At 66.3% G+C, this 26441-nt stretch carries 20 protein-coding genes; 7 read left to right on the top strand and 13 right to left on the bottom strand.

From position 1 onward, the window contains the following. Positions 1-418: 418 nt before the first annotated feature. The 10 genes from HL671_RS13110 to HL671_RS13065 form a co-directional block, all read right to left on the bottom strand. Positions 419-1762 (bottom strand): methyl-accepting chemotaxis protein, encoded by a 1344-nt coding sequence (locus HL671_RS13110; protein ID WP_172236614.1) that lies wholly within the window; start codon positions 1760-1762, stop codon positions 419-421. 216 nt (positions 1763-1978) lie between these two features. After that, positions 1979-2467 (bottom strand): cytochrome c-type biogenesis protein, encoded by a 489-nt coding sequence (locus HL671_RS13105; protein WP_172236613.1) that lies wholly within the window; start codon positions 2465-2467, stop codon positions 1979-1981. 5 nt (positions 2468-2472) lie between these two features. Further along, entirely contained in the window at positions 2473-4452 is a 1980-nt protein-coding gene (locus HL671_RS13100; RefSeq protein WP_172236612.1) for a heme lyase CcmF/NrfE family subunit, read from the bottom strand. Then, entirely contained in the window at positions 4449-4961 is a 513-nt protein-coding gene (gene ccmE, locus HL671_RS13095) for a cytochrome c maturation protein CcmE (RefSeq protein WP_012043210.1), read from the bottom strand. Before ccmE ends, HL671_RS13100 begins: the two co-directional genes overlap by 4 nt. 31 nt (positions 4962-4992) lie before the next feature. Beyond that, the gene (ccmI, locus tag HL671_RS13090; RefSeq protein WP_012043209.1) at positions 4993-6093 is read right to left on the bottom strand and encodes a c-type cytochrome biogenesis protein CcmI; all 1101 of its coding nucleotides are present in this window, start codon (positions 6091-6093) and stop codon (positions 4993-4995) included. Between the two features lie 138 nt (positions 6094-6231). Then, positions 6232-6501, bottom strand: a complete 270-nt coding sequence (locus HL671_RS13085) for a hypothetical protein (protein WP_012043208.1) — start codon at positions 6499-6501, stop codon at positions 6232-6234. A 105-nt stretch (positions 6502-6606) separates the two neighbouring features. Continuing rightward, positions 6607-8076 (bottom strand): hypothetical protein, encoded by a 1470-nt coding sequence (locus HL671_RS13080; protein ID WP_012043207.1) that lies wholly within the window; start codon positions 8074-8076, stop codon positions 6607-6609. A 110-nt stretch (positions 8077-8186) separates the two neighbouring features. Next, positions 8187-9563 (bottom strand): sensor histidine kinase, encoded by a 1377-nt coding sequence (locus HL671_RS13075; RefSeq protein ID WP_012043206.1) that lies wholly within the window; start codon positions 9561-9563, stop codon positions 8187-8189. Between the two features lie 62 nt (positions 9564-9625). Continuing rightward, positions 9626-10300, bottom strand: a complete 675-nt coding sequence (locus HL671_RS13070; protein ID WP_006614547.1) for a response regulator transcription factor — start codon at positions 10298-10300, stop codon at positions 9626-9628. Between the two features lie 294 nt (positions 10301-10594). After that, positions 10595-10747, bottom strand: coding sequence for a hypothetical protein (locus HL671_RS13065; RefSeq protein ID WP_012043205.1), 153 nt, complete (start codon positions 10745-10747; stop codon positions 10595-10597). A 252-nt stretch (positions 10748-10999) separates the two neighbouring features. On the opposite strand from HL671_RS13065, the gene ku reads away from it, so the two are divergent. From ku to HL671_RS13050, 3 genes are all read left to right on the top strand, one after another. Next, positions 11000-11965 (top strand): non-homologous end joining protein Ku, encoded by a 966-nt coding sequence (gene ku / locus HL671_RS13060; protein WP_172236611.1) that lies wholly within the window; start codon positions 11000-11002, stop codon positions 11963-11965. A 442-nt stretch (positions 11966-12407) separates the two neighbouring features. After that, a complete protein-coding gene (locus HL671_RS13055; RefSeq protein ID WP_172236610.1) occupies positions 12408-13397 on the top strand; it encodes a LysR family transcriptional regulator in 990 nt (329 codons plus the stop codon). A 405-nt stretch (positions 13398-13802) separates the two neighbouring features. Continuing rightward, complete coding sequence (locus tag HL671_RS13050) at positions 13803-15299, top strand: porin (RefSeq protein WP_012043202.1); 1497 nt, start codon at positions 13803-13805, stop codon at positions 15297-15299. A gap of 162 nt (positions 15300-15461) precedes the next feature. Here HL671_RS13050 and HL671_RS13045 read toward each other — a convergent pair whose 3' ends face one another. Beyond that, complete coding sequence (locus HL671_RS13045; RefSeq protein WP_041750640.1) at positions 15462-15626, bottom strand: Flp family type IVb pilin; 165 nt, start codon at positions 15624-15626, stop codon at positions 15462-15464. 410 nt (positions 15627-16036) lie between these two features. Between HL671_RS13045 and HL671_RS13040 the strand changes: the two genes are divergently transcribed. The 4 genes from HL671_RS13040 (at position 16037) to HL671_RS13025 (ending at position 23769) form a co-directional block, all read left to right on the top strand. Next, positions 16037-17572, top strand: a complete 1536-nt coding sequence (locus HL671_RS13040) for a thymidine phosphorylase family protein (RefSeq protein ID WP_172236609.1) — start codon at positions 16037-16039, stop codon at positions 17570-17572. 40 nt (positions 17573-17612) lie between these two features. After that, complete coding sequence (locus HL671_RS13035; protein WP_172236608.1) at positions 17613-19214, top strand: MBL fold metallo-hydrolase; 1602 nt, start codon at positions 17613-17615, stop codon at positions 19212-19214. 262 nt (positions 19215-19476) lie between these two features. After that, positions 19477-21600 (top strand): OmpA family protein, encoded by a 2124-nt coding sequence (locus HL671_RS13030; RefSeq protein WP_172236607.1) that lies wholly within the window; start codon positions 19477-19479, stop codon positions 21598-21600. A gap of 12 nt (positions 21601-21612) precedes the next feature. After that, positions 21613-23769 (top strand): cell envelope biogenesis protein TolA, encoded by a 2157-nt coding sequence (locus tag HL671_RS13025; protein ID WP_246705855.1) that lies wholly within the window; start codon positions 21613-21615, stop codon positions 23767-23769. Positions 23770-23837: 68 nt separating this feature from the next. Here the strand turns inward: HL671_RS13025 and HL671_RS13020 are convergent, their stop codons facing one another. Together HL671_RS13020 and HL671_RS13015 are read right to left on the bottom strand one after the other, a co-directional pair. Beyond that, on the bottom strand, positions 23838-25421 hold the full coding sequence (locus tag HL671_RS13020; protein ID WP_012043197.1) for an MDR family MFS transporter: 1584 nt from the start codon (positions 25419-25421) through the stop codon (positions 23838-23840). 169 nt (positions 25422-25590) lie between these two features. Beyond that, positions 25591-26103 (bottom strand): YcgN family cysteine cluster protein, encoded by a 513-nt coding sequence (locus tag HL671_RS13015; RefSeq protein WP_041750638.1) that lies wholly within the window; start codon positions 26101-26103, stop codon positions 25591-25593. Positions 26104-26441 lie beyond the last annotated feature (338 nt).

Here is a 26441-nt window from a genome sequence, read left to right as displayed (position 1 = left end):
AACTCCCCTCTTTGCGAGCGCATGCTCGCAATGACGCGAAGAGCCATCCCGATCCACACTGTCAAACAGCCCACGGAGAGACATGACAGCAAGCCGAGCCCCATCACCCTCGCGACGCATTCCGCGCCCGAGCCATGCCCGACATCTCACCCTCACGGCGAGGACGCAGGAAAGGCCGGGAGCTCGCCGCTCCCATGGCCGCGTGCGTCGGACACGCGCGATCTCACCTGATGACGGGCTTGACCCGGCCATCCACGTTTTTCCGCTTTGCGCGGGAGATGGATGCGCGGGTCAAGCCCGCGCATGACGCCCGAGTGTGTTGAGCTCGTGTGTATCGGGTCAAGCCCGGCCACGACAATGGAGAGAGGTGTGCCTCACAGCATAGCGAAGACGTCGATGAGCGTCACTTGTCGCCTGATCAGCTCGCCTTCACGCTGATGATGAACGCGTCGACCTCGCGCTTCAGCGTCTCGGCCTGTTGCGACAGCTCGCCGGCGGCATCGCGGGCGTCGGTAGCGAGGCGGCCGGTTTCGGCCGAGGTGGAGGTGATCTGGGCGATGTGGTTGGAGACGTCGAGGGTGCCGCGGGCGGCTTCCTGGACGCTCTTGGAGATATCCTGGGTGGCGTTGCGCTGCTGCGAGGTGTCGACCTCGATGCCGGACATGATGGCGCTGATCTCGCTGAGCGTGGTCGAGATGCCGTCGATGGCGCCGCGGGTCTCGGCCGTAATGCCTTGGATGCTGGCGACATGCGACGAGATCTCATCGGTCGCCTTGCTGGTTTGGTCGGCGAGGTTCTTCACCTCGGAAGCGACCACCGAGAAGCCCTTGCCGGCCTCGCCGGCGCGCGCCGCCTCGATGGTGGCGTTGAGCGCCAAGAGATTGGTCTGCGCGGCGATCGCCTGCACCAGCTGCACCACGGTGCCGATCTTCTCGGCGGCATCGGACAGCGAATGAATCGTGTTCTTGCTCTTCTCGGCCTGCGACGCCGCGCCCTCGGCGCGCTGGGTGGCGTCGGAGACGCGGCGGCTGATGGTGCCGATCGAGTTCGTCATCTCCTCGGTCGAGCCGGCCACCGTCTGCACGCTGCGATTGGCGTGGTTGGCGGCGGCCTCGACCGCGTTGGCCTTGGCCGAGGTGTCATTGGCGGCGCGCGACAGCGTCTCGGCATTGCTCTTCAACCGCACCGCGGAGGACGCGACGCTGCTGACGACGCTGGCGACGAGCTCGTTGAAGGAGTGAATGCGGCCGTCGAGATAGCGCGAGCGCTCGCCCTGGCGCTGCGCCTCCTGCAGCTCGCGTTCGGTGAGGCGCTGGCGCTCGATGCCGTTGGTCTTGAACACCTCCAGCGCGCCGGCGAGCTGGCCGATCTCGTTGCCGAGACCGAGGCCGGGGATGCGCGTGTCGTATTTCTGGTCGGCCACGTCGCGCATGGCGCTGACCATCGCCGCGAGCGGACGCAGGATGCCGTTTTGCACGGCGGCATAGGTCATCAGGCAGACGGCGCTGGCGAACACCGCAATCGCAACGCAGGCGACCAGGAACCAGGAGAACGCCGACTGGGCCTGCTGATAGATGACGGTCGCATGATCGCGCGCCGGGCCGCTCAGGGCCGCGAAGTCTGAGGACAGGCTGGTGATCTGGTTGTTGAGATAGAGCACCGCGATGAAGCCGGTGCCGCCGCCGATCGCCAACAGCAGCAGAAGCGAGGCGACGACGCCCCCCACGAGGAAGCGGATGGTCAGATTGCTGTTGGAGAACATTGGCTTTGCCCGGGAACGTCAGACGGAATGTCTGACGCACGTTTCCAGACAAAGGTAAAATAAGCTGAAAGCCGGGGGGCGTGCCGACCACGGGAGAGCACGGGACTTTGCGAGATGTGCGCCCGCGCGACCTTGGCGCCGCGCTCCTCACCATGAGGAGGCTGGTCCGAAACCGGAGCTGCGCCGGCTCCTCGACAGCGCGTTGCAGCCGGGCCTTTACGACGCCGGCGGCTGCTGCTCCGCTGCCATCAGGGCGGCGAGGCGCGTCTCCTCCTCCGCCGTCAGCTTCGGCGCGGTCTCGACGCCGCGCTGGCTGCGGCGGCGGACCTGCAGCCATAGCGCGAGGCCGCCACCGAGCAGCAGCAGCGGCGGCAGCAGCCACAGCAGCAGGGTCTGGCGCTCGAAGCGCGGCTTCAGCAGCACGAACTGGCCGTAGCGGGCGACCAGGAAATCCAGCACCTGATTGTCACTGTCGCCGGCGGCGAGACGCTCGCGCACCAAAAGGCGCAGGTCGCGCGCCAGCGGCGCATCGGAATCGTCGATCGACTGGTTCTGGCAGACCATGCAGCGCAGTTCGCGCGACAGCGCGCGGGCGCGCTGCTCCTTGGCGGTGTCGGCCATGACCTCGTCGGGCTGCACGGCATGCGCCACCGGGGCGGCAAGCAGCAGCAGCGCGAGGCAGGCCAGACGGAGACGATTCCGCATCCGCTTTACTCCGCCGGCTGCAGCGCGCGCGCCGCACGGGCCGGCCGCGGCGCACCGACGCGCAGCCGCCGATCCGACAGCGAGAGCAGCCCGCCGAACGCCATCAGCACCGGGCCGAACCAGATCAAGAGCACCAGCGGCTTGTGATAGATGCGCACGGCAAGGCCGCCATCGGCCGTGGTGTCGCCGAGCGAGACATAGAGCTGGCTGACGCCGCGGGTCATCAGCGCCGCCTCCGTGGTCGACATGCCACGTGTGGCGAAGCTGCGCTTGGACGGCGTCATCACGCTGAGCTGCCTGCCGTCCTCGCTGATGATGAAGGTGCTGACGACCTCGGTGAAGTTCGGCCCCTGGCGCTGGGTCATGCCGTCGAACTTGATCTCGTAGCCGGCGAGATTGCGGACATCCCCCGGACGCAAGGTCGAGATCAGCTCGCTGTTCCAGGTGGTCTCGCAGACGATGCCGAGCAGGGCTATACCGAGGCCGGCATGGGCGAAGGCGGTACCCCAGACCGAGCGCGGCAGGCCGCGGGTGCGGTGCAGCGCGGTCCTGAAGGGGACGCGCGCGACGCCGCTGCGCTCGACGAGATCGACGATGGCCCCCGTGATGACGAAGATGCCGAGTCCGATGCCGAGCGGCGCCAGCGCGCTGCCGCCGCGCGCCCAGGCCCAGGCGATCGCGATCGCCACCAGCGACGCGACGCCGGCCGCAAGCAGCCGCTGCGCCGCGGCGACGAGATCGCCGCGCTTCCAGGCCAGCATCGGGCCGAACGGCACGATCAGCAGCAAGAGCGCAAACAGCGGGCCGAAGGTGAGATTGTAGAACGGCGCGCCGACCGAGAGCTTGAAGTCGAGCGCCTCCATGATGACCGGATAGAGCGTGCCGAACAGCACGGTGGCGCAGCTCACGGTGAGCAGCAGATTGTTCAGCACCAGCGCGCCCTCGCGCGAGATCGGCGCGAACAGGCCGCCCTGCTTCAGCGCGGTGGCGCGGCCGGCGAACAAAGTCAGGCTGCCGCCGATGAACAGCACGAGGATGCCGAGGATGAAGACGCCTCGCGTGGGATCGCTGGCGAAGGCATGCACCGAGGTGATGACGCCGGAACGCACCAGGAAGGTGCCCAGCAAGGACAGCGAGAAAGTCAGGATCGACAGCAGGATGGTCCAGACCTTGAGCGCGTTGCGCTTCTCCATCACCAGCGCAGAGTGCAAGAGCGCGGTGCCGGCGAGCCAAGGCATCAGCGAGGCGTTCTCGACCGGGTCCCAGAACCACCAGCCGCCCCAGCCGAGCTCGTAATAGGCCCAGTACGAGCCCATGGCGATGCCGAGCGTCAGGAAGATCCAGGCCATCAGGGTCCACGGACGCACCCAGCGCGCCCAGGCGGCATCGATGCGGCCTTCGATCAGGGCGGCGATGGCGAAGGAGAACGAGATCGAGAAGCCGACATAGCCGAGATAGAGCATCGGCGGATGCACCGCGAGGCCGATGTCCTGCAGCACCGGATTGAGGTCGCGCCCCTCGATCGGCGGGGTGGCGAGCCGCGCGAACGGGTTGGAGGTCATCAGGATGAAGAGATAGAAGGCGGTCGCGACCCAGGCCTGCACCGCGAGCACGCGGGCGCGCAACGACAGCGGCAGATTGTTGCCGAACAGCGCGACCATGGCGCCGAACAGCGCCAGGATCGACACCCACAGCAGCATCGAGCCTTCGTGGTTCCCCCACACGCCGGTGATCTTGTAGAGCAGCGGCTTCATCGAGTGCGAATTCTCGAACACGTTGGCGACGGAGAAATCCGAGGTCACGTGCAGGGTGATCAGCGCGATGAAGGACAGGCCGGCGAAGACGAGCTGCGCCAATGCCGCCGAGCGGCCGACATTCATCAGCGCAACGTCGCGCTGATGCGCGCCAAGCATCGGCACGGTGGACTGGATCAGCGCCAGCGCGAGCGCCAGCACCAGGGCATAATGTCCGCTCTCTGCAATCACTGGGTCGCTCCTGCCGCCGTCTTCTCGCCCTCGCGCATCGACACCGGGCCCGGCTTCGCCGCTTGCGGCTTGCCGTAATCGTCCTTCCAATGGCCCTGCTTCTTCAGCGTGTCGGCGACTTCCTTCGGCATGTAGGTCTCGTCATGCTTGGCAAGCACGGTGTCAGCCTTGAACACACCGGCGGCATCGAGCGCGCCCTCGGCGACGACGCCCTGCCCTTCGCGGAACAGATCCGGCAGGATGCCCTTATAGGCGACCGGCAGCTTGGCGCCGCCATCCGCAACCTCGAACGTCACCGCGAGATCGTCGCCGCGCTTCAGCGAGCCAGGTTGGACCAGGCCGCCGAGCCGGAAGCGCTTGCCCGGGCCGATATGCTTCTCGGCCACCATGGTCGGCGTCGAGAAGAACACGATGGAATCGCGCAGCGCATTCAGCACCAGCCCGGCTGCGACCGCGAGCACGAACAGCGCCCCACCGATGATCGTCAAACGCCTCTGCTTGCGTGTCATCCCAACATCCCGTTGGCGGCGGAAGCGCCGCTCATCCATCCAGCCCGAACGTCTTCACGCCCTCGTTGAGCTGGCGCAACCGTTCTGTATCCTTCACGGCCTGGCGCGCATCCGATAACGCCGATCGGGCCTTGTCGAGATCACCCATCACGACATAAGCGCGCACCAGCCGCAGCCAGCCCTCGACGTCGTCGCCATTCTGCTGCAATCGCGCCGCGAGACGGTCGACCATGCCGCGGATCATCGTCTCGCGGTCATTGTCGCTCATGCCCTTGGCGGCGGCCATGGCCTCGTTCGGCAGCGCCGGCGCCTCGCCGCCGCCGACCCGGGCAAGTGCGGCGCTGACCAGCGGCCGCCACGGCGCGTCCGCCGGACCCTTGCTCAGCATCTTCCGCCAGATCGCGGCGGCATCGTCCTTGCGGCCGTCCTGCTCGGCGGCGACGCCGAGATAATAATTGGATTTGGGCTCATCGGCGTCGAGCGCATGGCCGCGCTCGAACTCGGCCTTGGCTTCGGCGGTGACGACGCCCCCCGCGGCGGCCGCGATCATCTCGCCCAGATCGGCGCGCTTGGATGCGCCGTCGCCGGCATAGGTGATCATGTTGCGATAGGCGCGGATCGCGTCCTCGGTGCGGCCGAGCCGGGCCAGGACGGGGGCGAGCACCGTCCAGCCGCGGCCGTCGGTCGGGTTCTTCTGCAGATGCTGCTCGACCTGCGACACCAGGTTCTCCAGCGGCTGCGAGCCGTCCGCGGGCGTGGCGCGGGCGGTCAGCGGAAAGTCCGGCAATTGCGGCGAACCGAGCGGCAGATAGACCGCGAGCGCCACGATCGGCAGCCCGATCAGCGCCAGCACGGCGGCAAGCCGGCGCAGGCCGAGGCTGGTTTGGACCGGCGCCTCGCCCTCCTGCTCGGCGGCAGCCAGCAGGCGGCGGCCGATCTCGACCCGCGCCGCCTCGGCCTCGACCTTGCCGATCAGGCCGGTTTCGACATCACGCTCGATCTCGGCCAGCTGGTCCTTATAGACGGCGACCTCGCGGCCGTCCGACGCGGCGCGCGCGCCGAGCCCGAGCGGCAGCAGGACGGCGAAGATCGCCGCGGCCGTCATCACGGCAAACACGAACCAGAGCGTCATCAGACAGAGTTCCAGGCGGCGTCCACCGGCAGACGCGCGTTGCGCAGCTTTTAACCAGCACCGTTCCCGGCGGCAATTCACAATTGCCACCCTGGTAGCCCAGCCCCCGAAGCCAAAAAACTCAGGAAGATTACGTAATTAGGGCACCTCGAAATCCGCGCTTTTGGCCAGATAGGTGCCGTGGCCGTTCAGCGCCATGAGGAAGTAGGTGCCCGGCCTGATCTCGTCGGTCAGCCTGATCCGCAGCGACCCTGCCGGGACCGGAGACGCAATCGTGGTGACGGGATCGGGCAGCGGCGCCCCGCTCGTCTTGTCGACGAGCACGACCTTGGCCTTGATCATGAGGTTGCGATAGGTCGCCCGCACAACGCGGTTCTCGACCTCGACGAAGTTGATGACGGAAATCATGGTCTTGATGAAAAGTCTGAAATTGACAGCGGGAACGGGTGCCCAGCCCCGGAGCGAGACCAGACGAAACCACAATCTAAAAACGATGGAACTATAGCAGAGAGATCAACCAGCGCGTGAAGATTTTCGCTCGCCATTCAGCGCATTTTCGGCGGCCCGGCTCATCAGCTGGGCATAATCATTGCCGAACAGGACGTGGCAGAAGCGGATCGCCGCCGAGACTTGCGATTGCCGATAGGCGCGCGCCCGCGCATCGCCACTGCGAAGCGATTGCACCAGAGCCTCGGTGGCCTTCTCGACATATTGCTGCAGATCGGAATAGGTCCGCAGCGTCACCTCGTTGATGGCGAGCTCACTGGCGTAGTTGCGGCACACCGCGACGAACTCGATCAGCGCCGCGACCTCTTCGACCTCGCTGGTATCGACGCCGGCACCGGCCGGAATGTCCTTGTCGGCGCGCTGGCGCAGGATGCGGCGGGCACGGCCCGGCACGCTGTCGATCTCCGATTGCAGCGCGTTGGAGATGTCAGCGCGGATCGCGGTGAGCTGCTTGCCCCAATTCGATTCCGAGCGCAGATCGAGCTCGGTGCGCAGGCCGCGAACGCCATCATGCAGCGTCTTCAGCGTATCGCCGAGATTGGCGAAATGGCCGCGCCGGATGTCGGCACGCAGCACCGTGGCGAGGTTGGCCAGATCGTTCAGCGCAATGGTGACGGCGACGCCGAACGGCGTCGCCGCAACGCGGATCTCGTCATCGGAAGCCGCGATCTTGGTGGCGAGGCGGATGATCTGCCAGGGCGCGGCGAGCCGCTGCATCACCAGCGCCAGCGCGAAAGGCAGCATCAGCGGGGTCTGCAATGACGGCACGTTGATGGCGTCGGTCACCGAAGCGATCTGGGAATCGCCGAGCACCCGGATGATGCCGGGCAGCCGCCCGTTGAGACCGTCGAGCGCCTCGCGATTCTGCAACACGAGGGCGATCGGCAGCAGATCCTCGATTACGCTGGGAGCACCGATGCGCGCGAGCGCGCGCTGGCGGTCGCCGGTCGCGTTGGGGCCGACCAGCTTCATCAGCGCCTCGGCGGTGGCAAGCTGCAGCTTGCGGGCCGCCATCTCGACCTCGCGCGAGCCATCGCCCGCGGTGGACAGCGCCGCTTCGAACTCGGCATAGCGCTCCGGCGCGCCTTCGCGGCCGAGCCACTGCCAGACGGCGAGCAGCGAGGCGCGGCGGATCTGGCCCGGACGCAGCGGACCCGAAGAATCGGTCAGGAAAGGCTCAAGCGGGCGAAACAGCCGGCGCGGACCGTCGCCGCTCTGTCGGCGATCCTCGCGTGCCGGCGGACGGCTGACCTCGATGGCCGGTTGCGGCCGCACCGGCTCTGCGACGGGCGTCGGCGGCGCGGCGGGTGGCGCGGGACGCACCACCTTGCGCAACTGCTCGAGCACCAAGGTGGCGACCGCGACATCCTGGCCGCGTTCGATGGCGCGCTCGAACTCGCGCATCAACAGCGACTGCGCGTTCGGCGGCAGCTGCCCGAGATATTCCCTTAACCGCTCGTGAGCTGTCTGACCCATGCGCCGGCGTGCAAATTTCCACGGCGAGAGCGCACATCGCGCACCCCGGCCTCAACCATAGCGCCCGCGTTATTAAGAACACCTTTAGGATGGCGAAAATCGCCGCCCGGTCAGACGCCGGGCAATCTCAGCTCGGCCCGCAGCCCCCCGATCGGGGCGTCGTCTAGCGTCAAACGGCCGCCGTAGAGGCCGGCGAGATCGTTGACGATCGACAGGCCCAGCCCCGACCCGGGCTTGGATTCGTCGAGCCGCTGGCCGCGGCGCAGCACCTGGGCGCGCTCGGCCGCCGACAGGCCGCGGCCGTCATCGTCGACGATGATGCGCAGCATCGGCGTGGCCCCCGCCTGGGCCGGCGGCTCCACGCTGACCTCGACCGCGACCCGCGACGTCGCCCATTTACAGGCATTGTCGACCAGATTGCCGACCATTTCCTCCAGATCCTGGCGCTCGCCCCGGAACCGGGCGGCCGGATCGGCGGTCGTCTCGACCACGATGCTCCGCGCGCGATAGATCTTCTCCATGGTGCGGCGCAACGCCTCGATCGCCGGCGCTACCTCGGTTACCGTCGAGACGATGGTGACGCGGGCAGCGATGCGGGCCCGCTCGAGGTGGTGGGCAAGCTGATCGCGCATCACATCCGCCTGCTCCATGACCTTGGCCGCGAACGGATCGGCCGAATGCGTCGCCGCCTCGTTCACGATGACCGAGAGCGGGGTCTTGATCGCATGGGCGAGATTGCCGACATGGGTGCGCGCGCGCTCGACGATCTCGCGGTTGGCGTCGATAAGCGCATTGGTCTCGCGCGCCAGCGGCGCGATCTCGACCGGAAACTCCCCTTCCAGGCGCTCCGCCCGGCCGGAACGGATATCGGCGATCGATTCGGAGATGCGCTTCAGCGGCGCGAGGCCGTAGCGGACCTGGAAGATCGTGGTCAGCAGCAGCACGATGCCGAGCGCGGTGAAGGTGCCGCCGAGGTAATAATCAAAGCTGCGGGTCTCGTCGAAGATCTCCGAGGCATCCCCGGCGACGCTGACCAGGAACTTGCCGTCGGAGCCGAGATCGACGGGACGCTCGACCATCCGCAGGTCCTGGTTCTCAGGCCCCTCGACATAGCCGATCCTGATACCGGCCGCGGTCAACTCGATGCCTTGATCTTCCAGCTTCGGCAGCTTCTTGTCCCACAGCGAGCGCGACGCCCGCACCTCCGGCTTGTCGGCGTCGGTGCGGGTGATCTGCCAATACCAGCCGGACAGCGGCAGTTCGAACAGCGGCTCGCCGAGCGACTGGAATTGGCGCTCCGGCGGATCGTCGGGGGTCGCCACCTCGGCAATCAGCGTCCGCAGATAGAGGTTGAGCCGGCGGTCGAAGGCGCGCTCGGTCGCATTGCGATACACCGAGGACAGCACGATGCCGGTGATGGCGAGGATGACCACGAGCCACGCGGTCGCGGACAGGAACAACCGGGTGGCAAGTGAACTCTGGCGCATGACCGCAAATTAGCCAAACGACCGGCGCCGGGCCACAGGGAAAGGCGTCGCCGGAGGGCGGATTACGCCCCGGCAGCCGGTGGCGGCGTCAGGAGATAACCGAGGCCACGCACGGTCTGGATGACGTCGCAGTCGAGCTTCTTCCTGATACGGCCGACGAACACCTCGATGGTGTTCGAGTCGCGGTCGAAGTCCTGGTCGTAGAGATGCTCGACCAGCTCGCTGCGCGACACGACGCGGCCGGAATGATGCATCAGATAGGATAGCAGCCGGTATTCATGTGAGGTCATCTTGACGGGATTGCCCGACACGCTGACCTTACCGGTGCGGGTGTCGAGCGTGACGGGCCCGCAGGTCAATTCGCTCTGGGCATGGCCGGCCGAGCGGCGCAGCAACGCGCGAATGCGCGCCAGCACCTCCTCGAGATGGAACGGCTTGGCGACGTAATCGTCGGCACCGGCGTCGAAGCCCTGGACCTTGTCGCTCCAGCGATCGCGTGCGGTCAGGATCAGAACCGGCATCGCCCGGCCATTGCGCCGCCACGCTTCCAGCACCGAGATGCCGTCCATCTTGGGCAGGCCGATATCGAGCACCACGGCATCGTAGGGCTCGCTATCGCCCAGATAGTGCCCTTCCTCACCGTCGAACGCACGGTCCACGACGTAGCCGGCGTCGCTCAGCGCGGTCGTAAGCTGGCGGTTGAGATCCGGATCGTCCTCGACAACGAGCAGACGCACGCTTGCCTCCAAAGCTGAACTGCACGATTTCCGCCCTCAAGATGAACCGGAAGGCCGTGAACCGCGCATGAACGGAACCCGACCGACCACGTTACTTTTTGGTCATCTCGGTCAGGATCGTCGGCAAGGGCCGACAGGATTGGGGGCATATAGGCTATCGCGGGCAATAATGAAAAGCCCGGCCGTGTGCGCGGCCGGGCTCAGACGTGGTCGGATGATCCGAGCGGGCCGGTCCAAGACGCACGCCGCCCCGGCGGCATCGCCGCGGCGCGGCCGCGCCGGCCGCTCGCGTCGTCAGGTGTGGAAGAACACGAACCAGATCAGGCCCAGAATCAGCAGCGCCAGTCCGGTAGAGATCGCGAGCATCGCCAGGACCGACGGTCCCAGCTCCCCCTGGCGCGCCTCGGTAGGAGTTTCGACGATCTGCGGCGGTCGTCTGGTTGCCATGGCGCCTCAGCTCTCGAGTTCAAAAGGTATTGCGCTGTCGTGTGCGCGTACTCCCTCTGGCAACGTCGGCCGTCAGATGATGTTCCGGCGGCTTAGCCCGCCCGCGACCAGTTAACGCCGATGAGCAAATAAGCCGCGGAGCCGTGTTGAATCCGGGGGCTCGGGTGTTATCCTCGCCGGACGTCTCGGCAGCACGCGCCGCAGCAGTCCAGTCCGGAGCACATCGTCAGTTCAGAGTAGGTGGAGTAGGTCATGGCCCCGCGCGCCAATTGGAAGGGTTTTCTGCGGCTGTCGCTCGTGACCTGTCCGGTCGCGCTCTATCCAGCGACCTCGGAATCCGAGAAGGTCTCCTTCAACCAGATCAATCGCAAGACCGGCCATCGCATCAAATACAGCAAGGTGGACGCCGAGACCGGCGAAGAGGTCACCAATGACGACATCGTCAAGGGCTACAAGGTCGATACCGACACCTATATTGAAGTGACCAAGGACGAGCTCGACGAGCTGGCGCTGGACTCGACGCATACCATCGACATCGATGAGTTCGTGCCGCGGAGCGACATCGACAGCCGCTATCTGATCCGCCCCTACTACCTCGTGCCCGACGGCAAGGTCGGACACGACGCCTTCGCGGTCATCCGCGAGACCATCCGCAGCATGGACAAGGTCGCGATCGGCCGGGTCGTGCTGACCAACCGCGAGCACATCATCGCGCTGGAGCCACTCGGCAAGGGGCTGATGGGAACCCTGCTGCGCTACCCCTACGAGGTGCGCAGCGAGCAGGACTATTTCGACGACATACAGGACGTGACCATCACCAAGGACATGCTCGATCTCGCCAAGCATATCGTCGAGAAGAAGTCGGCCGATTTCCATCCGGAGAATTTCGAGGATCATTACGAGGCCGCGCTGATCGAGCTGATCAACAAGAAGCGCAACGGCGTGGCGATCACCGCAAAGGCCGCGCCGAAATCGAGCGGCAATGTGATCAACCTGATGGACGCGCTGAAGCGCAGCCTCGCCAGCACCGACACAGCGGCCCCTGCCCCCGCACCGAAGGCAAAAGCCAAGAAACCCAAGAAGCGCGTCGAGGGCCAGCGCGAGATGCTGCTGCCGATCAGCGGCAAGAAAGCGAAAGACGAGCCGAAGAAGGCGGACGAACCGAAGAAGGCCGAGAAGCCGGCCCGAACGAGCGCGCGTTCGCGCAAGGCGGGTTGATGCGCAAACACCACATCCCGCTCGTCCCTCCGGCCTGCGAACAGCGGGTTCCCTTTACATCGGGTTCCCTTAAGTTAGAGAGCGTGCGGCGACGGCCCGTCCAACACTCCTCCACGCGGCTCGCCTCCCCCGCGACCCGTCGTGTCTTCCTTTCCGCCTCGGTAAAACGGTCCAGCTCAGCTGAGTCGATCCGCCAATGCCGATCAAGCGCCTGACGCGGATTTGTGATCGATGCCATGCGTCCTGGATGCTTGCGGAATGAGCAGGCCGCGCCTAGTTCTGCACCGCGGGTGAATGATCAGGCGCGACCTCCAAGCAGATGCGACTGGTCAGTGATGGTGGATCGACCTTGGCGGAGTCGGTCCGGCACGACACGGCGTATCAGGGGGCATGAATGGTTCAGCATGATCAGAGACAAGGCCTGGCGCGGCACGACTAGAGCATGGCGCGGGTCCAGTTCTCTGAGCTCTCCGCATTCGCGGCCGTCGCGGATACGTTGAGCTTCACCAAGGCTGCAGCTCAGATCGGCTGCTCCTTGCCGACCATCAGCCATACAATCAAAAGCCTTGAGGAGCGGTTGGACGTCAGGCTGTTCAATCGTACGACCCGCAGCGTGGCACTGACCGAAGCCGGCGAGCGGCTGCTCGCAGAGATCCAGCCGATTTTCGAGCAGGTCGACCAGGCCATCGAGAGCATCAACGCGTTCCGCGACAAGCCGGTCGGAACGCTGCGGATCGCTGTGCCCCGCGTGTTCGCAATCAGAGGGCTGGGCCCGCTGATCAGATCGTTCCTGGCCGAATATCCGGACATCCAGCTCGAACTGGCGGTCGACGACACGAACAGTGACATTGTGCGCAATCGATTCGATGCCGGCATCCGATCCGGGCATCGCGTCGAGCGCGACATGAAGGTGATCCGCGTGGTCGACGACCTGCAATTCGTCGCCGTCGCCTCTCCAGACTATCTCGCCGTCCATCCGGCACCGTCTTCTCCGGAAGATCTTCGCGCACATAATTGCATCCGTCATCGCTTTCCCGCTGATGAAACGTTGCAGCCCTGGGTGTTCGAGCAAGGTGAGCAACGGGCCGAGATCGCCGTGGACGGCTCGCTGATCGTCAACGATTTCGACCTGGCCCTGAATGCCGCGCTCGATGGCGTCGGCATCGCCTATCTGGTCGAGCCGTTGGTCGACGCACATCTGGCGGAAGGCCGATTGGTCCGCGTGCTGCCGGATTGGAGCAGTGCAACGCCCGGGTTGTTTCTCTATCACCCGAGCCGGCGGCAACCGCCGATGCCGCTGCAGGTCTTTCTCGACTTCGTCAAGCGATGGCGTATCCGTGCGACGATCGCTCCGATGACGCGCGCCTCGGATGGCGGCCGAAGCGCGCTGGTTGCGGCCACGCCCCACCGATCCGCGCTCCCTATCGATTAGAACTTCTCCTGAGATCTTCCGTGAGATCGATCGCGCATCGCCAGCGGTGCGCGATCGCATCGGCCTGCGCGCAATGCTGCACCGCGCGCCGCGATTATTCGGCTTTTTGATCTACCCTATTCACGATTGGCATCATTAACAAATTGGCAGCGAAGCGTCAGAACCGCGGCGTGGCTGCGTCGAAGCCGGTGCGAGCAGCCGGGCGTGATCGGCAACTAAGTGAAGCACCGGCAGACCAGAGCACATTGATCGAATCCAGATGAGCTCGCGCACATTTCGCTCGCACGTATCGCAAGTCGATGAGTTCGACCCGACCCGGAACGCAGGTGTGCGAGCAGCAATCTGGCAAGGCCAGGGGCGACACGCGGGGGACGTGTGCATCGCCGATGAACCGGAGATACCAAGATGAAGACGATGAGGGGCCTGCTCCTGGCAACAGGAGCAGCGTTATTGTCCACCGCAGCCGCTCAGGCCGCGGACCTTCCGCTGAAGGCGAAGGCCGTTGAGTATGTGAAGGTGTGCTCGCTCTACGGCACGGGGTTCTACTACATCCCCGGCACCGACACCTGCATCAAGCTCGGCGGCTATCTGCGCGCCGAGACCGCGCTGTGGACCAACAGCAATTATGGCGGCGCCTATTCGGGCCAGGCCGGTGCCGACAATCGCCTCAGCAATCGCTACCAGATGCGCTCGCGCGAAAACCTCAACATCGACACGCGGACCGCGACCGAATATGGCGTGGTACGGACCTACTTCGAGACGGTGATGAACTGGACCTCCGGGTCCTATGCCGGTGCGGGGGCCGGCGCAACGTCCTATACGGGGGACGCCATATCCGGCGGCAGCATCGGAGTCTACTACGCCTTCATCCAGTTCGCGGGCTTCACGATGGGCAAGGCGGTGTCGACCTTCGACGCCCCCTGGACCAACTATCCCGGCAATAATTTCGACGGTCTGGTCGGCGGCAGCGGCTCCAATAACGGCGTCAATCAGTTCACCTATACGGCCGATTTCGGTCAGGGCATCTCGGCCGCAGTGTCGCTGGAAGATCAGACGCAGTTCTTCACCACGAACATCTGGAACACGTCGGGGATCACTGCAGCCGGAGTGCTCGGTGGCAGCTATGGCGCGAGCGCCTTCGGCGGCACGGTGGCTCCTGACATCATCGGCATGGTTCGCATCGACCAGGCCTGGGGTCTCTTCCAGGCGTCGTTCGCAGCGCATGACAATCATGCCGCCTATTACGGCGCGGCCGAGACCTCGGGCCATCCGTCCGACAAATGGGGCTGGGCCGCACAGCTGTCGCTGTCGGTCAAGAACATTCCGACCGGCGCGGGCGACGTCCTCAACCTGCAGGCAGTCTATACCGATGGCGCAAGCCGCTACAATTTCCAGAGCCTGGCCAGTACATCCTATTCGATGTACGGCAGCACCGGCGTGACCGGCGCCTATCAAAGCATCGGCTTCGCCGGCGTCGGCGACGCGGTGTTCGGGACCGGCACCGGGCTCTCGACCGTGCAGACCTGGGGCATGCGCGGCGCGTTCACCCACAACTGGAATCCGAACTGGAATTCGGCTCTCTACGGCGCCTATGCGCAGGTCCGCTACGGTCAGACCGGCGCGAGCCTGATCTGCGCCGGCATCGCCGCGACCGGCATGCTCACCGCGGGCTCGACCTGCAACCCCGATTTCAATCTCGGGCAGATCGGCCTGATCACGCGCTGGACGCCGGTCAAGAACCTGACCTTCTCGGCCGACGTGACCTACAGCCACCTCGACCAGAAGTACTCCGGGACGGCCATCGCCCCGGCTGTCGCGAGCACGGCCAAGCCGGCCGCGATCTACCAGCTGAAGGACCAGGACACGGTGAGCATGCTGCTGCGCGCTCAGCGCAACTGGTGACGTTGAACTGTTAAGCCTCCAACTGCTCCACGAGCTTCCGGCGATGCCCCGCCGGAAGCTCGTTGCTTGCCGGCGGCAACGTCACGGCGACGGCACAAACGCAAGCGGCGCCGTAAAAGACCAACGGCGCCTTGCCATGAGCGGCCCGCGATGGGACCGCGATTACTTGATCGAGCTGTTGATCGAAGTGAACTTGCTGCTGAGGCCAGATCCCAGGCCGTTCACGGCTGCCAGGATCACGATGCTCAGTCCGCCAGCGATGATCGCGTACTCGATCGAAGTCGCGCCAGCCTGATTCTTCAGGAAGCTCGCAATCATCTGCCGCATCTACCACTCCGGTCGGGCTCGATCATCGACGCGCCGCAACGGCGCGCGCACACAGGCCGGGACGGACGCCCCTGGATCGACCCTCGGCCATCGGCTTGAACAATCAGTTAATCTGCTCAGATAGCGCAGGGTCGCCGTGAGCAGGCCGGGCCCTGCACCATTGGTCCTTTCTGGCCGGGCGGCCGGACGCGAAACTGTCCGCAAATATATGGATTGATTGAGCTTTATTTTCGAATGCCGGCTTTCGGGCCGTGCTGCTTGCATGGCCCGAATGCCGGCATTTGGCCCGGACACGTTCAGAAAAAATTCGGCTTGCCCGATGGATGCCGTGTGATGGCAAGTGATGGGCCGGGGCATGATCTGGGTCAACGGGCTTGGCGGGGATCGGCCTAGGGATAATGCTGGTCGCCATGAGCACAATCGATTCCGTCCGTCCCCAACTGAAAATCCGCAGCGTCGCGCTCGACACCGGCCGCGAGAACGTGGTCGTGATCTCACGCCGGTCGCGGGCGTTGCGCCCCGAAGTGTTCAGCGGCTTCAGCCGGGTCGAGCTGCGCTGCAATTCGCGCACGCTGTTGGCGACGCTCCTGATTACCGACGATGATGCCCTGGTCGGGCCGGACGAGATCGGGCTGTCGCAACCGGCGCTGCGGCGCTTCGCCGAGCCGGCCGGCACATTCGCGACCGTCTCGCCGGCCACCCCGCCTGACAGCCTGGAGGCGGTGCGCGCCAAGATCCGCGGCGAAACATTGAGCGACCAGGCGATCTCGGCCGTCATCGACGACCTCGCCCACTACCGCTATTCGGACATGGAGATTGCGGCCTTCCTGATCGGCTCGGCCAGCTTCATGACATCAGGCGAACTGCTGGCCTTGACGCGCGCCATGGCCAATGCCGGCACCCAGCTGAAATGGCCCGAGCCCGTGGTCGTCGACAAGCACTGCATCGGCGGCATCCCCGGTAACCGCACCTCGATGGTGGTGGTGCCGATCGTCGCCGCCCACGGCCTGACCATTCCGAAGACGTCCTCCCGCGCGATCACCTCCCCGGCCGGCACCGCTGATACGATGGAGGTGCTGGCACGGGTCAATGTCGGCGCCGAGGAGATGAAATCCATCGTCGCCGCCTGCAATGGCTGCGTGATCTGGGGCGGCCACGTGAATCTGTCGCCGGCCGACGACATCCTGATTTCGGTGGAGCGTCCGCTCAGCCTCGACACCCGCGAGCAGATGGTGGCCTCGATCCTGTCGAAGAAGCTCGCGGCCGGCTCTACGCATCTGCTGCTCGATTTGCCGGTCGGCCCGACCGCCAAGCTCAGCAGCGGCGCGGAGGCGATGCGCCTGCGCAAGCTGTTCGAGTTCGTCGGCGATCGCTTCGGCCTCAACGTCGAGGTGATCGCGACCGACGGCCGCCAACCGATCGGCAATGGCATCGGCCCGGTGCTGGAAGCGCGCGATGTGATGGCGGTGCTCGGCAATGAGCCGGGCGCGCCGGCGGATTTGCGCGAGAAGTCGCTGCGGCTGGCAGCGCATCTCCTCGAATATGATCCGAAGCTGCGCGGCGGCGCCGGCTATCAACGGGCACGGGAGTTGCTCGACAGCGGCGCGGCGCTGAAGCAGATGCAAAAGATCATCGATGCCCAGGGGCCGACAACGAGCCGGAACGAACTCGGCGACCTCGCCTTCGACGTCAAGGCGGGTCGCGACGGCATCGTGTCGGCGATCGACTGTCTGCGGCTCAATCGCCTGGCGCGCACCGCCGGCGCACCGATCAACAAGGGCGCCGGAATCAGGCTGTTCAAGAAGATCGGCGACCGGGTCGACCACGGTGAGCCACTTTACCGCGTGTTCACCTGCGACCCGTCCGAGCATGATCTGGCGGTGGCGGCAGCCGCGGCCGACCATGGTTACGGCTTCGCCGACGAACCGAACGGCCATCAGCGATGACCGCGCGTCAGACCTTGTTCAATTTCGATCGCGAGGCCCCATGAGTGTGACCCTTCGCTTCTGCGGTGCCGCCCATACGGTGACCGGGTCGTGCTACCTGGTCCGCACCGACAAGGGCCAGATCCTGATCGATTGCGGCCTATTCCAGGGCCAGAAGACGCTGAAGGAGCTGAACTACGGCGACTTCCCGTTCCGCCCGGCGGACATCGATGCCGTGCTGCTGACGCATGCGCATATCGACCATAGCGGCCTGCTGCCCAAGCTGGTGCGCATGGGCTTCGACGGCAAGATTTTCGCCACGCGCGGCACCATCGATCTCTGCTCCTGGATGCTGCCCGACGCCGGCAACATTCAGGAGCAGGAGGTGCTGGCGCTGAATCGCCGCAACAGCGCGCGCGGACGCGGCGAGGTGACCCCGATCTACACCCAGGCCGACGCGATCGCCTCGCTGCAATATTTGCAAGCCGTCGCCTACGAGACCTGGACCGAGATCATCCCCGGCGTGCGCGCCCGCTATTGGAATGCGGGACACCTGCTGGGCTCGGCGTCGATCGAGATCGAGTTCGCGGGCCAAGGCGCCGACGGTGCGCCGCTGCGGCTGCTCGCCTCCGGCGATGTCGGCCCTGATGCCAAGCTGCTGCAGCCCGATCCCCGGGCGCCTGAAGGGTTCGACTATGTGATCTCGGAAGCCACCTATGGCGACCGCATCCGCGAACCGACGACGCCGGAGCTGCGCAGAGGCCGTCTCGCCGGCGAGGTGCGCGACGCCGCCACGACCAAGGGCGCGCTGCTGATCCCGGCCTTTGCGGTGGAGCGGACCCAGGAGCTGATCGTCGACCTGGTTGGCCTGATGGAGCGCGGCGAGATTCCGTCGGCGCCGATCTTCCTCGATTCACCGCTCGCCATCCACGCCACCGAGGTGTTTCGCGACCATGCCGCAAGCCTCGACGGCGGCAATGATGTCGGCCGGTTGCTGTCCTCGCCGCACCTGCGCTTCACCGAGACGGTGGATGAGAGCAAGGCGATTGCCAAGCTGACGGGCTTCCACATCATCATCGCTGCCAGCGGCATGTGCGACGCCGGGCGCATCCGCCATCACCTGAAGCGCTGGCTGTGGAACAATCGCGCCACGGTGCTGCTGGTCGGCTATCAGGCGAACGGCACGCTCGGGCGCTTCCTGCAGGACGGCGTCAAGGCAGTGCGCATCCAGGGCGAGGAGATCAAGGTCGCCGCGCGCATCCGCATGATCGACGATTACTCCGGCCATGCCGACGGCGCCGAGATCGCGCGCTGGATCGCCGCGCGTCGCCCGATCGCGCGCGGCCTGTTCCTGTCGCATGGCGAGGACGCCGCCATTGCCGCCTTGGCGGCGCGGGTCGGCGAGCGGATCGTGCCGTCGGCCAGGCTGTTCTCGCCCCTGCTCGACGACGTCTATGAGCTGACCAGCGCGACGCCGGCCTTGCTGGACGTAGCGCATCGGCGGCGGCTGGCGCCGGAAGCGGTGACGCGGCTTGATTGGCACAACGACATGTCGGGCCTGCTGCTCGACATTCACGAGCGCATCGAGCAGGCGGCGGATGATCGCGCCCGCGGCGTCATCATTCGCCGGCTCAGGCGGGCGCTGGAAGAACAGCGTCCGTGAACGGCGTGACGTTGACGGGCCTCCGTCGTCGAACGGTCACAGTTTGATCGCACCTTCATCGGCTTGAACGTCGAACAGAAACGGCCGAGGTTTTGAGGAACGCAGCTGCAGGTCACGGCGCCAGCCCCGCTTGTGAATAGCCAAGGGCACAACGCGGGGACGACTGGTCTTCGAAGCCGATTCTGTTACGCTGATCACGTGGTTCGCGATGCCGGATTGATCCGACTGAACCCGGCGCAGGTGGGGAAACGGGGGCTCTCACATGCATCAACCATCGAAATGGTGGCCAGGCCTGATCGCTATCGCCGTGCTGTGGCTGGTTGCGATCGCCTTCAAGACCGCCGGGGTGGAAGACGAGATCGCACCGCGCGCCCGCGCCGCCGTCGCGTCCGCCGCCCCCGATACCGTCGCAGCGTTGAAGGTCTCGGTCGCCGGCCGTGACGTTCGCATCGAAGGGCCGGAGTTCAGTCCAGAGCAGGCGGACCGGCTGGACGACGCCGCAGCCGTGAATGGCGTCCGGCTCGTCGTCGGCAATTACGACAAGCTGCCGACGCCCAAGCCCTACGCATTCCGCGCCGCGCGCGATGGCAACCAGCTGGTGCTCGAGGGCGGCGTGCCGACCCCCGCGGTCCGCGAGGCCCTCATCAAAACCGCGCGCGCCGCCCTCGGCAGCGGCGCGGTGGTCGACCACCTCGGCTATGCCCTGGGTGCACCCGCCGACTTCGCGGCGATCGCCAGCCATGGACTGACGCAGGCCGGCAAGCTCAATGGCGGCACCTTTGCGCTTGCGGACAAGGCCTATTCGCTCGCCGGTGCGGCGACATCGTCCGACATCTATGAGGCGGCCGTCGCTGCGATGCGCCAGTTGCCGGGCGGCGCCGTGCTCGACAAGGTGTCGATCCTGCCGCCCGAGGCCAAGCCGTTCATCTGGAGCGCGGTCCGCGAGGGTCAATCGGTCGTGATGTCCGGCGTGGTACCGAACGACGCGATCAGGCGCGCGCTCGAGGCTGCCGCGGCCAAGGCCTGGCCCGGCGCGTCGGTGATGCATCATATGCAGATCGCACGCGGCGCGCCGTCCGGCGATTTCAGTGCGTACACGACTTATGCCCTGGCCGAGCTGTCCCGGCTGAGTACCGGACGTGTCGTCATCTCCGATGCCAACTACACGATCGCTGGCGAGGTCCCCTCGCCCGCCGCGTATGACGAGGCCATGGCCGGCGTCGGCAAGCTGCCGAGCGGGCTGACGCTTGCCAAGGCCGACATTGTGCCGCCTGAGATCAAGCCCTATCGCCTGTCGGCGGAGCTCGGCCCGACCGGCCTCACCCTGACCGGCCTTGCGCCCAGCACGTCCGTTCGCGACGCGATCACAGCCGCGGCGAATGGACAATTCGCAGGCCGAACGGTCACGGCCAAGATCGGCATCGCGCGCGGCGCGCCCGAGGGCGACATCGCCAAAGCGAGCGTGAGCCTGCTGACGGAGCTCGGCAAGCTGGCCCAGGGCCGCGCCGAAATCAACGACGCGCAGATTTCGCTCAGCGGCGTCGGACTGGCCAACGTCACCGGCGCGGCGGTGCGGCAGTCGCTCGCCGGCGCGCTCGCCGCGCCGTTTGCGGTCGCGGCGGTCGACGTGCGCGACGGTCCGGTGTCGCCTTACGCGTTCGAACTGCAGAAGCAGGACGGCCGCGTCCGATTGAGCGGCTACGTCCCTGACGACGCGGCACGGCGCGATCTCGTCGAGGCCGCCAGCGCGGCCTTCGTCACGGACACGGTCGAGGACGGCCTGAAAACCGCCGACGGCGCGCCGAAGGCGTTCGTCACGTCGCTCAAGGCGACGTTCCCGGCGCTGGCGCGGCTGTGGTCGACCAAGCTCGCCGCGAAAGACGCCGACATCACGATCGAGGGCGAGGCCATCTACGACAAGTCGGCCGAGCAGGTCCGCAAGGAGCTCACCGACGCAGCCGGCGGTGACGTCAAGCTCGCGGACGTCAGGATCGGCCTCAAGCCGGAGAGCCCGCCACTGCCCACCGAGGCCTGCCAGCCGGCCTTCAACGGCCTGCTCGCCAAGGGCCGGATCCGCTTCGATACCGGCAGCGCCGAGCTCAGCCGCGAGTCGCTGGCGCTGCTCGACCACATCGTCGTCGTGGCGCAGCGCTGCAAGGACGCCGAGATCGTGATCGAAGGCCATACTGACAATGTCGGCGACGAAGAGGACAATATGGACCTCTCGAAGCGGCGGGCGGTGGCCGTGGTCGGCTACATCGGCGAGGCCGGCATCGACACCTCGCGCATGACCTCGGCGGGCTACGGCCAGACCCGGCCGATCGCCTCCAACGACACCGCGGAAGGCCGGGCGCAAAACCGCCGCATTGAATTCGTCGTGAAGTGAGGCGCTGACATCATGATGTACGACCTTACGACGTTCTTATTCTGGATCCTGCTCGCTGCGGTCATCGGCGGCTTCGTCGGCTGGCACAGCTGGTCGGACGACAAGCGCCCGGACTGGCTGCGCAGCTGGCTGCTGCCCGCCACTTTGGCCTTCGGGATCGGCGCCCTTCTGGCATTGCTGAGCGTGCTGCCGGGGCGCGCCGGGCTGTGGCTCGAGGTCGCGCTGCTAACGGTCAGCGCCTATGTGCTCGGCTGCCTGAGCGGCGGACAGTTGAAGGAATATGTCGGGCTCGGCGACAGCAGCGCAATGGCGCCGGGAGGCCCCGGGACCAGCGCGGCGTTCACGGCGGCCCCAGCGCCGCCGGCACGCCCGTGGGCAGACAGCCCTTCGCCGGCCGCGCAAGCCGCAGCCAGCATCGAGGCTGATCGGCTAGCCGCGGAAGCTGCCGCAAAGGCCGAGGCCGATCGCCTGACCGCTGAAGCTGCCGCAAAGGCAGAGGCGGATCGCCTGACTGCTGAAGCTGCGGCAAAGGCCGAGGCCGATCGACTGGCTGCTGAAGCTGCGGCAAAGGCCGAGGCCGATCGACTGGCCGCGGAGGCTGCCGCAAAGGCTGAGGCGGATCGTCTCGCTGCGGAGGCTGCCGCGAAGGCCGAGGCCAATCGTCTTGCCGCTGAAGCTGCCGCAAAGGCCGAGGCCGATCGCCTGGCTGCTGAAGCTGCCGCAAAGGCCGAGGCCGATCGACTGGCCGCGGAGGCTGCCGCGAAGGCCGAGGCCAATCGTCTTGCCGCTGAAGCTGCCGCAAAGGCCGAGGCCGATCGCCTGGCTGCTGAAGCTGCCGCAAAGGCCGAGGCCGATCGACTGGCCGCGGAGGCTGCCGCAAAGGCTGAGGCGGATCGTCTCGCTGCGGAGGCTGCCGCGAAGGCCGAGGCCAATCGTCTTGCCGCTGAAGCTGCCGCAAAGGCCGAGGCCGATCGCCTGGCTGCTGAAGCTGCCGCAAAGGCCGAGGCCGATCGACTGGCCGCGGAGGCTGCCGCAAAGGCTGAGGCGGATCGTCTCGCTGCGGAGGCTGCCGCGAAGGCCGAGGCCGATCGTCTTGCCACTGAAGCTGCCGCGAAGGCCGAGGCCGATCGTCTTGCCGCTGAAGCCGCCGCAAAGGCCGAGGCAGATCGATTGGCCGCTGAAGCTGCCGCAAAGGCCGAGGCCGATCGTCTTGCCACTGAAGCTGCCGCGAAGGCCGAGGCCGATCGTCTTGCCGCTGAAGCCGCCGCAAAGGCCGAGGCAGATCGATTGGCCGCTGAAGCTGCCGCAAAGGCCGAGGCCGATCGCCTGGCCGCGGAAGCCGCCGCAGCAAAGGCTGAGGCGGATCGCCTTGCCGCGGAGGCCGAAGCCGACCAGCTTGCGGCCGAAGTTGCGGCCTCAGCGCCGACCACCGTCACCGCCGACGACAGGCCACGGGCCCTGCCCGCCCCCGACGGCACGGCTGACGACCTCAAGCTCATCAAGGGCATCGGCCCGAAGAACGAGCGCATCCTCAACGAGATCGGCGTGCATCATTTCAGCCAGATCGCGGCATGGTCGCCAGGCCAGGCGAGCTGGGTCGGCGATCACATGGCGTTTCCCGGCCGCATCGAGCGCGAGCACTGGATCGCTCAGGCGAAGCTGCTCGCGGCCGGTCTCGACACCGCGCATTCGAGCGCGGTGAAATCAGGGGCCATCACGATCGATGATACGGCCGATGCGCCGCTGAGCGGCGACGAGGCCGACGCCCTCCTGGCGCAGCTGCCGGATTTGGCGCCCGCGGTCGAGAACGAGGACGCCCATGCTGGTCGCCGGCCGCTCGGCCTGGCGGCGCCTCGCGGCGGACAGGCTGATGATCTCAAGCTGATCAAGGGCATCGGCAAGCAGAACGAGGCGCGACTGCACGGCCTGGGGATCTGGCACTTCGCGCAGATCGCGGCATGGACCCCCGACCACGCCAAATGGGTCGGCTCCTATCTCGCCTTCGCCGGCCGGATCGAGCGCGAGCAATGGATCGCGCAGGCCGAGGAGCTGGCCAGCGGCGGCACCACCGAATTCGCCCGCCGCGTCGAAGCAGGTCTGGTGAAGTCGTCGCTCGACGACGGCTCGCATGGCCAGGACAATATCGAGATCGTGCAGCCGCGGGAGTGAACTCGACGCGGAGAGCCCGTGGCGCTCCTCCCTCATTGCGGGACGCGCGGAGCCTGTGTCCCGCTGTTTTACTCCGCCATATCCACCGGCTCGGTGCGCGACGGGCCGGCCAGCGGCCGCTCCTCCATCAGGATCATGCAGACGGAGGCGCAGGCGAGCATCACGGTGGCGGCCGCAAACACGAAGCGGAAGGCATAGATCATGTCGGCTTCCGCGATGCCGCTGACCGCGCCATGCGCCCCCTCCGCCAGCGAGATGTCTGCGCCGAGCACCATCAGCAGGATGGCGCTGAAAGCCGCGACGGTGAACGACGACATCATCGAGCGGAAGAAGTTCATGGCGCCGGTGATGGTGCCGATCTGCGACCGCGCCACGGCGTTCTGCAGCGACACCACCGAAATCGGGAACGCCGTGCCGAGCCCGATGCCGCAAACCGACAGCAGCACCAGCAGGACCCACAGCGACGGCGTGGTCACCGTCATGACCGCGGCCGCGATGGTGCCGATGAAGGTGCCGAGGATGGCGACGCGCTTGTAGTGCTTGACCCGGGCCATGGTGCGGCCGGCGATGGCCGCCCCGAAGGTCGAGATCGCAGCGATCGGAATCAGGCCAAGACCGGCCTGGCTCGGCGTCAGATGATAGACCAGCTCGTAATACAGCGGCAGGTGCACGGTCAGCCCGATCAGCGCGCCGAGCGCGCAGCCGCTCGCCAGCATGCCATAAGGCACCACCGTGCCGCCCATCAGCGACAGCGGCAGGAACGGCTCATCGGCCCGCTTGGCGTGCCAGACGAAGCCGAGGCCGAGCGCAACGGCGCTGCCGATCATCGCCAAAATGGTCGGCGACAACCAGGCCAGCCGGTGGCCGCCCCAGGTCAGGACCAGCATGAACACGACGGCCGAGGCCATCAGCAGCAGGCCGCCGGCCCAGTCGACCTTGCGCAGCCGGTGATAGACCGGCAGCCGGGCCATCTTGGGCAACAGCAGTGCCAGCGCGGCAATCGCGAGCGGGACGTTGATCCAGAAGATCATCGACCAGTGCAGGTGGTCGGCGAAGAAGCCGCCGATAACCGGCCCGAGCAGGCCGGCGAGCAGCCAGACACCACTGAAATAGGCCTGGTACTGACCGCGCTCGCGGGGGCTGACCACGTCCGAGATCACCGTCTGGACCACCGGCATGATGCCGCCGCCGCCGAGCCCCTGCAGGCCGCGGGCGAGGATCAAGACCGGCATGTTCGGCGCCAGCGCGCACACCACAGAGCCGACGACGAACAGGCTGAGCGCCGTGATGATCATGGCGCGGCGGCCATAGATGTCGCAGAGCGTGCCGAACACCGGCGCCACCGCGGTCGAGGCCAGCAGATAGGCGGTAATCACCCATGAGAGATTGGTGACGTCCTGGAACTCGCGGCCGATGGTCGGCAGCGCCGTCGCGACGATGGTCTGGTCGAGCGCGGCCAGGAACATCGTCAGCAGCAGGCTCATCAGAATCGTGCGGACCTCGGTCTGGGTCAGCGGCACCGGCGGCGCGATCGGCGGGGCGTCCTCGACCGCCTGCACCTGCGGCGGAATGGCCGCCAGCTCGGCCGCAATCTCTTCGGGCAAGGATTGGGACGCAGCCGGATAATGGCTCTGCCGATCAAACTTGTTCATGGGGATAAATGCTATGCCGCGCGCGGCCAACGCCGCGCAGATTCGCCAGATAGCGAACTACTTAAGGGATAATTTTCCCTTGCGGCAGCAGGCGGCGCGCATGGGTGCATCCCGGCAGCGCACGTGCGGTCGCGCCGAGTTGAATTGCTGCGAGCGCGAAGTGACCGGCCTATTTCGGCCGGCGCTTCAGCTTGGCGCGCTTCGGCAGCAGCACCGGCCACGCGACGATGTGGTTCTCGAGCTGGTCGTCCGGAACAGTGTCCTCCGTCCCCTCGACGCGGCCGCGCACGGACACCCCGGCTTCATGCACGGTCTGAGGATCCCCCGAGATCAGCGGATGCCACCAATAGAGATCACGCCCCTCCGCCACCAGCCGGTAGCCGCAGCTCGGCGGCAGCCAGGTGATGGTGCGGACATTCTCAGGCGTCAGGCGAACGCAATCCGTCACCTGTTCGGAGCGGTTTGCGTAATCCTTGCAGGCACATAGACCCGCATCGAGAAGCCGGCAGGAAATATGGGTGAAGTAGATGTCACCGGTATCCTCGTCCTCGAGCTTCTCCAGGCAGCAGCGACCGCACCCGTCGCACAGGCTTTCCCATTCGGCCTCGGACATCTCTTCCAAGGTCTTGGTTTTCCAGAAAAATCCCTCCTGGCCCGAGGGACGTTTGAGCGGAGCAGTCATCAGACGAATCCCAGCGGGCGCGGCATCGCCGCCATCTAGTGGCCCCACCCGAGCGGGCGCAAGGGGCGCTTGGCCGGTTGAAGCGGCACGTTAGCTTTGTGCATCAAATTATAAGCGGAACCATTGGTTTGTGCCCCCCGCTCAGCTAGATATGAAGGCGAGTCGTCCCCGGCAGCGGCATTGCGACTCGGTGCAGGCTACTCCAAGTTGGGGGACCTGAACTTGGAGCTGCCTTGGGTTTGCCGCAACAATCGCGCAAGACCCTTCGATAGCCCCAGCCCCGTGTGCTGAGTGCTTTCGAAGCCAGCTGACACGCTTTCGAAACGACCAGGGTTCCC

Source organism: Bradyrhizobium denitrificans (genome assembly GCF_013179005.1).
Lineage (GTDB): Bacteria > Pseudomonadota > Alphaproteobacteria > Rhizobiales > Xanthobacteraceae > Bradyrhizobium > Bradyrhizobium denitrificans.
Note: the sequence above shows the minus strand (reverse complement) of the source record. Positions and strands in the feature narration are given on the sequence as shown.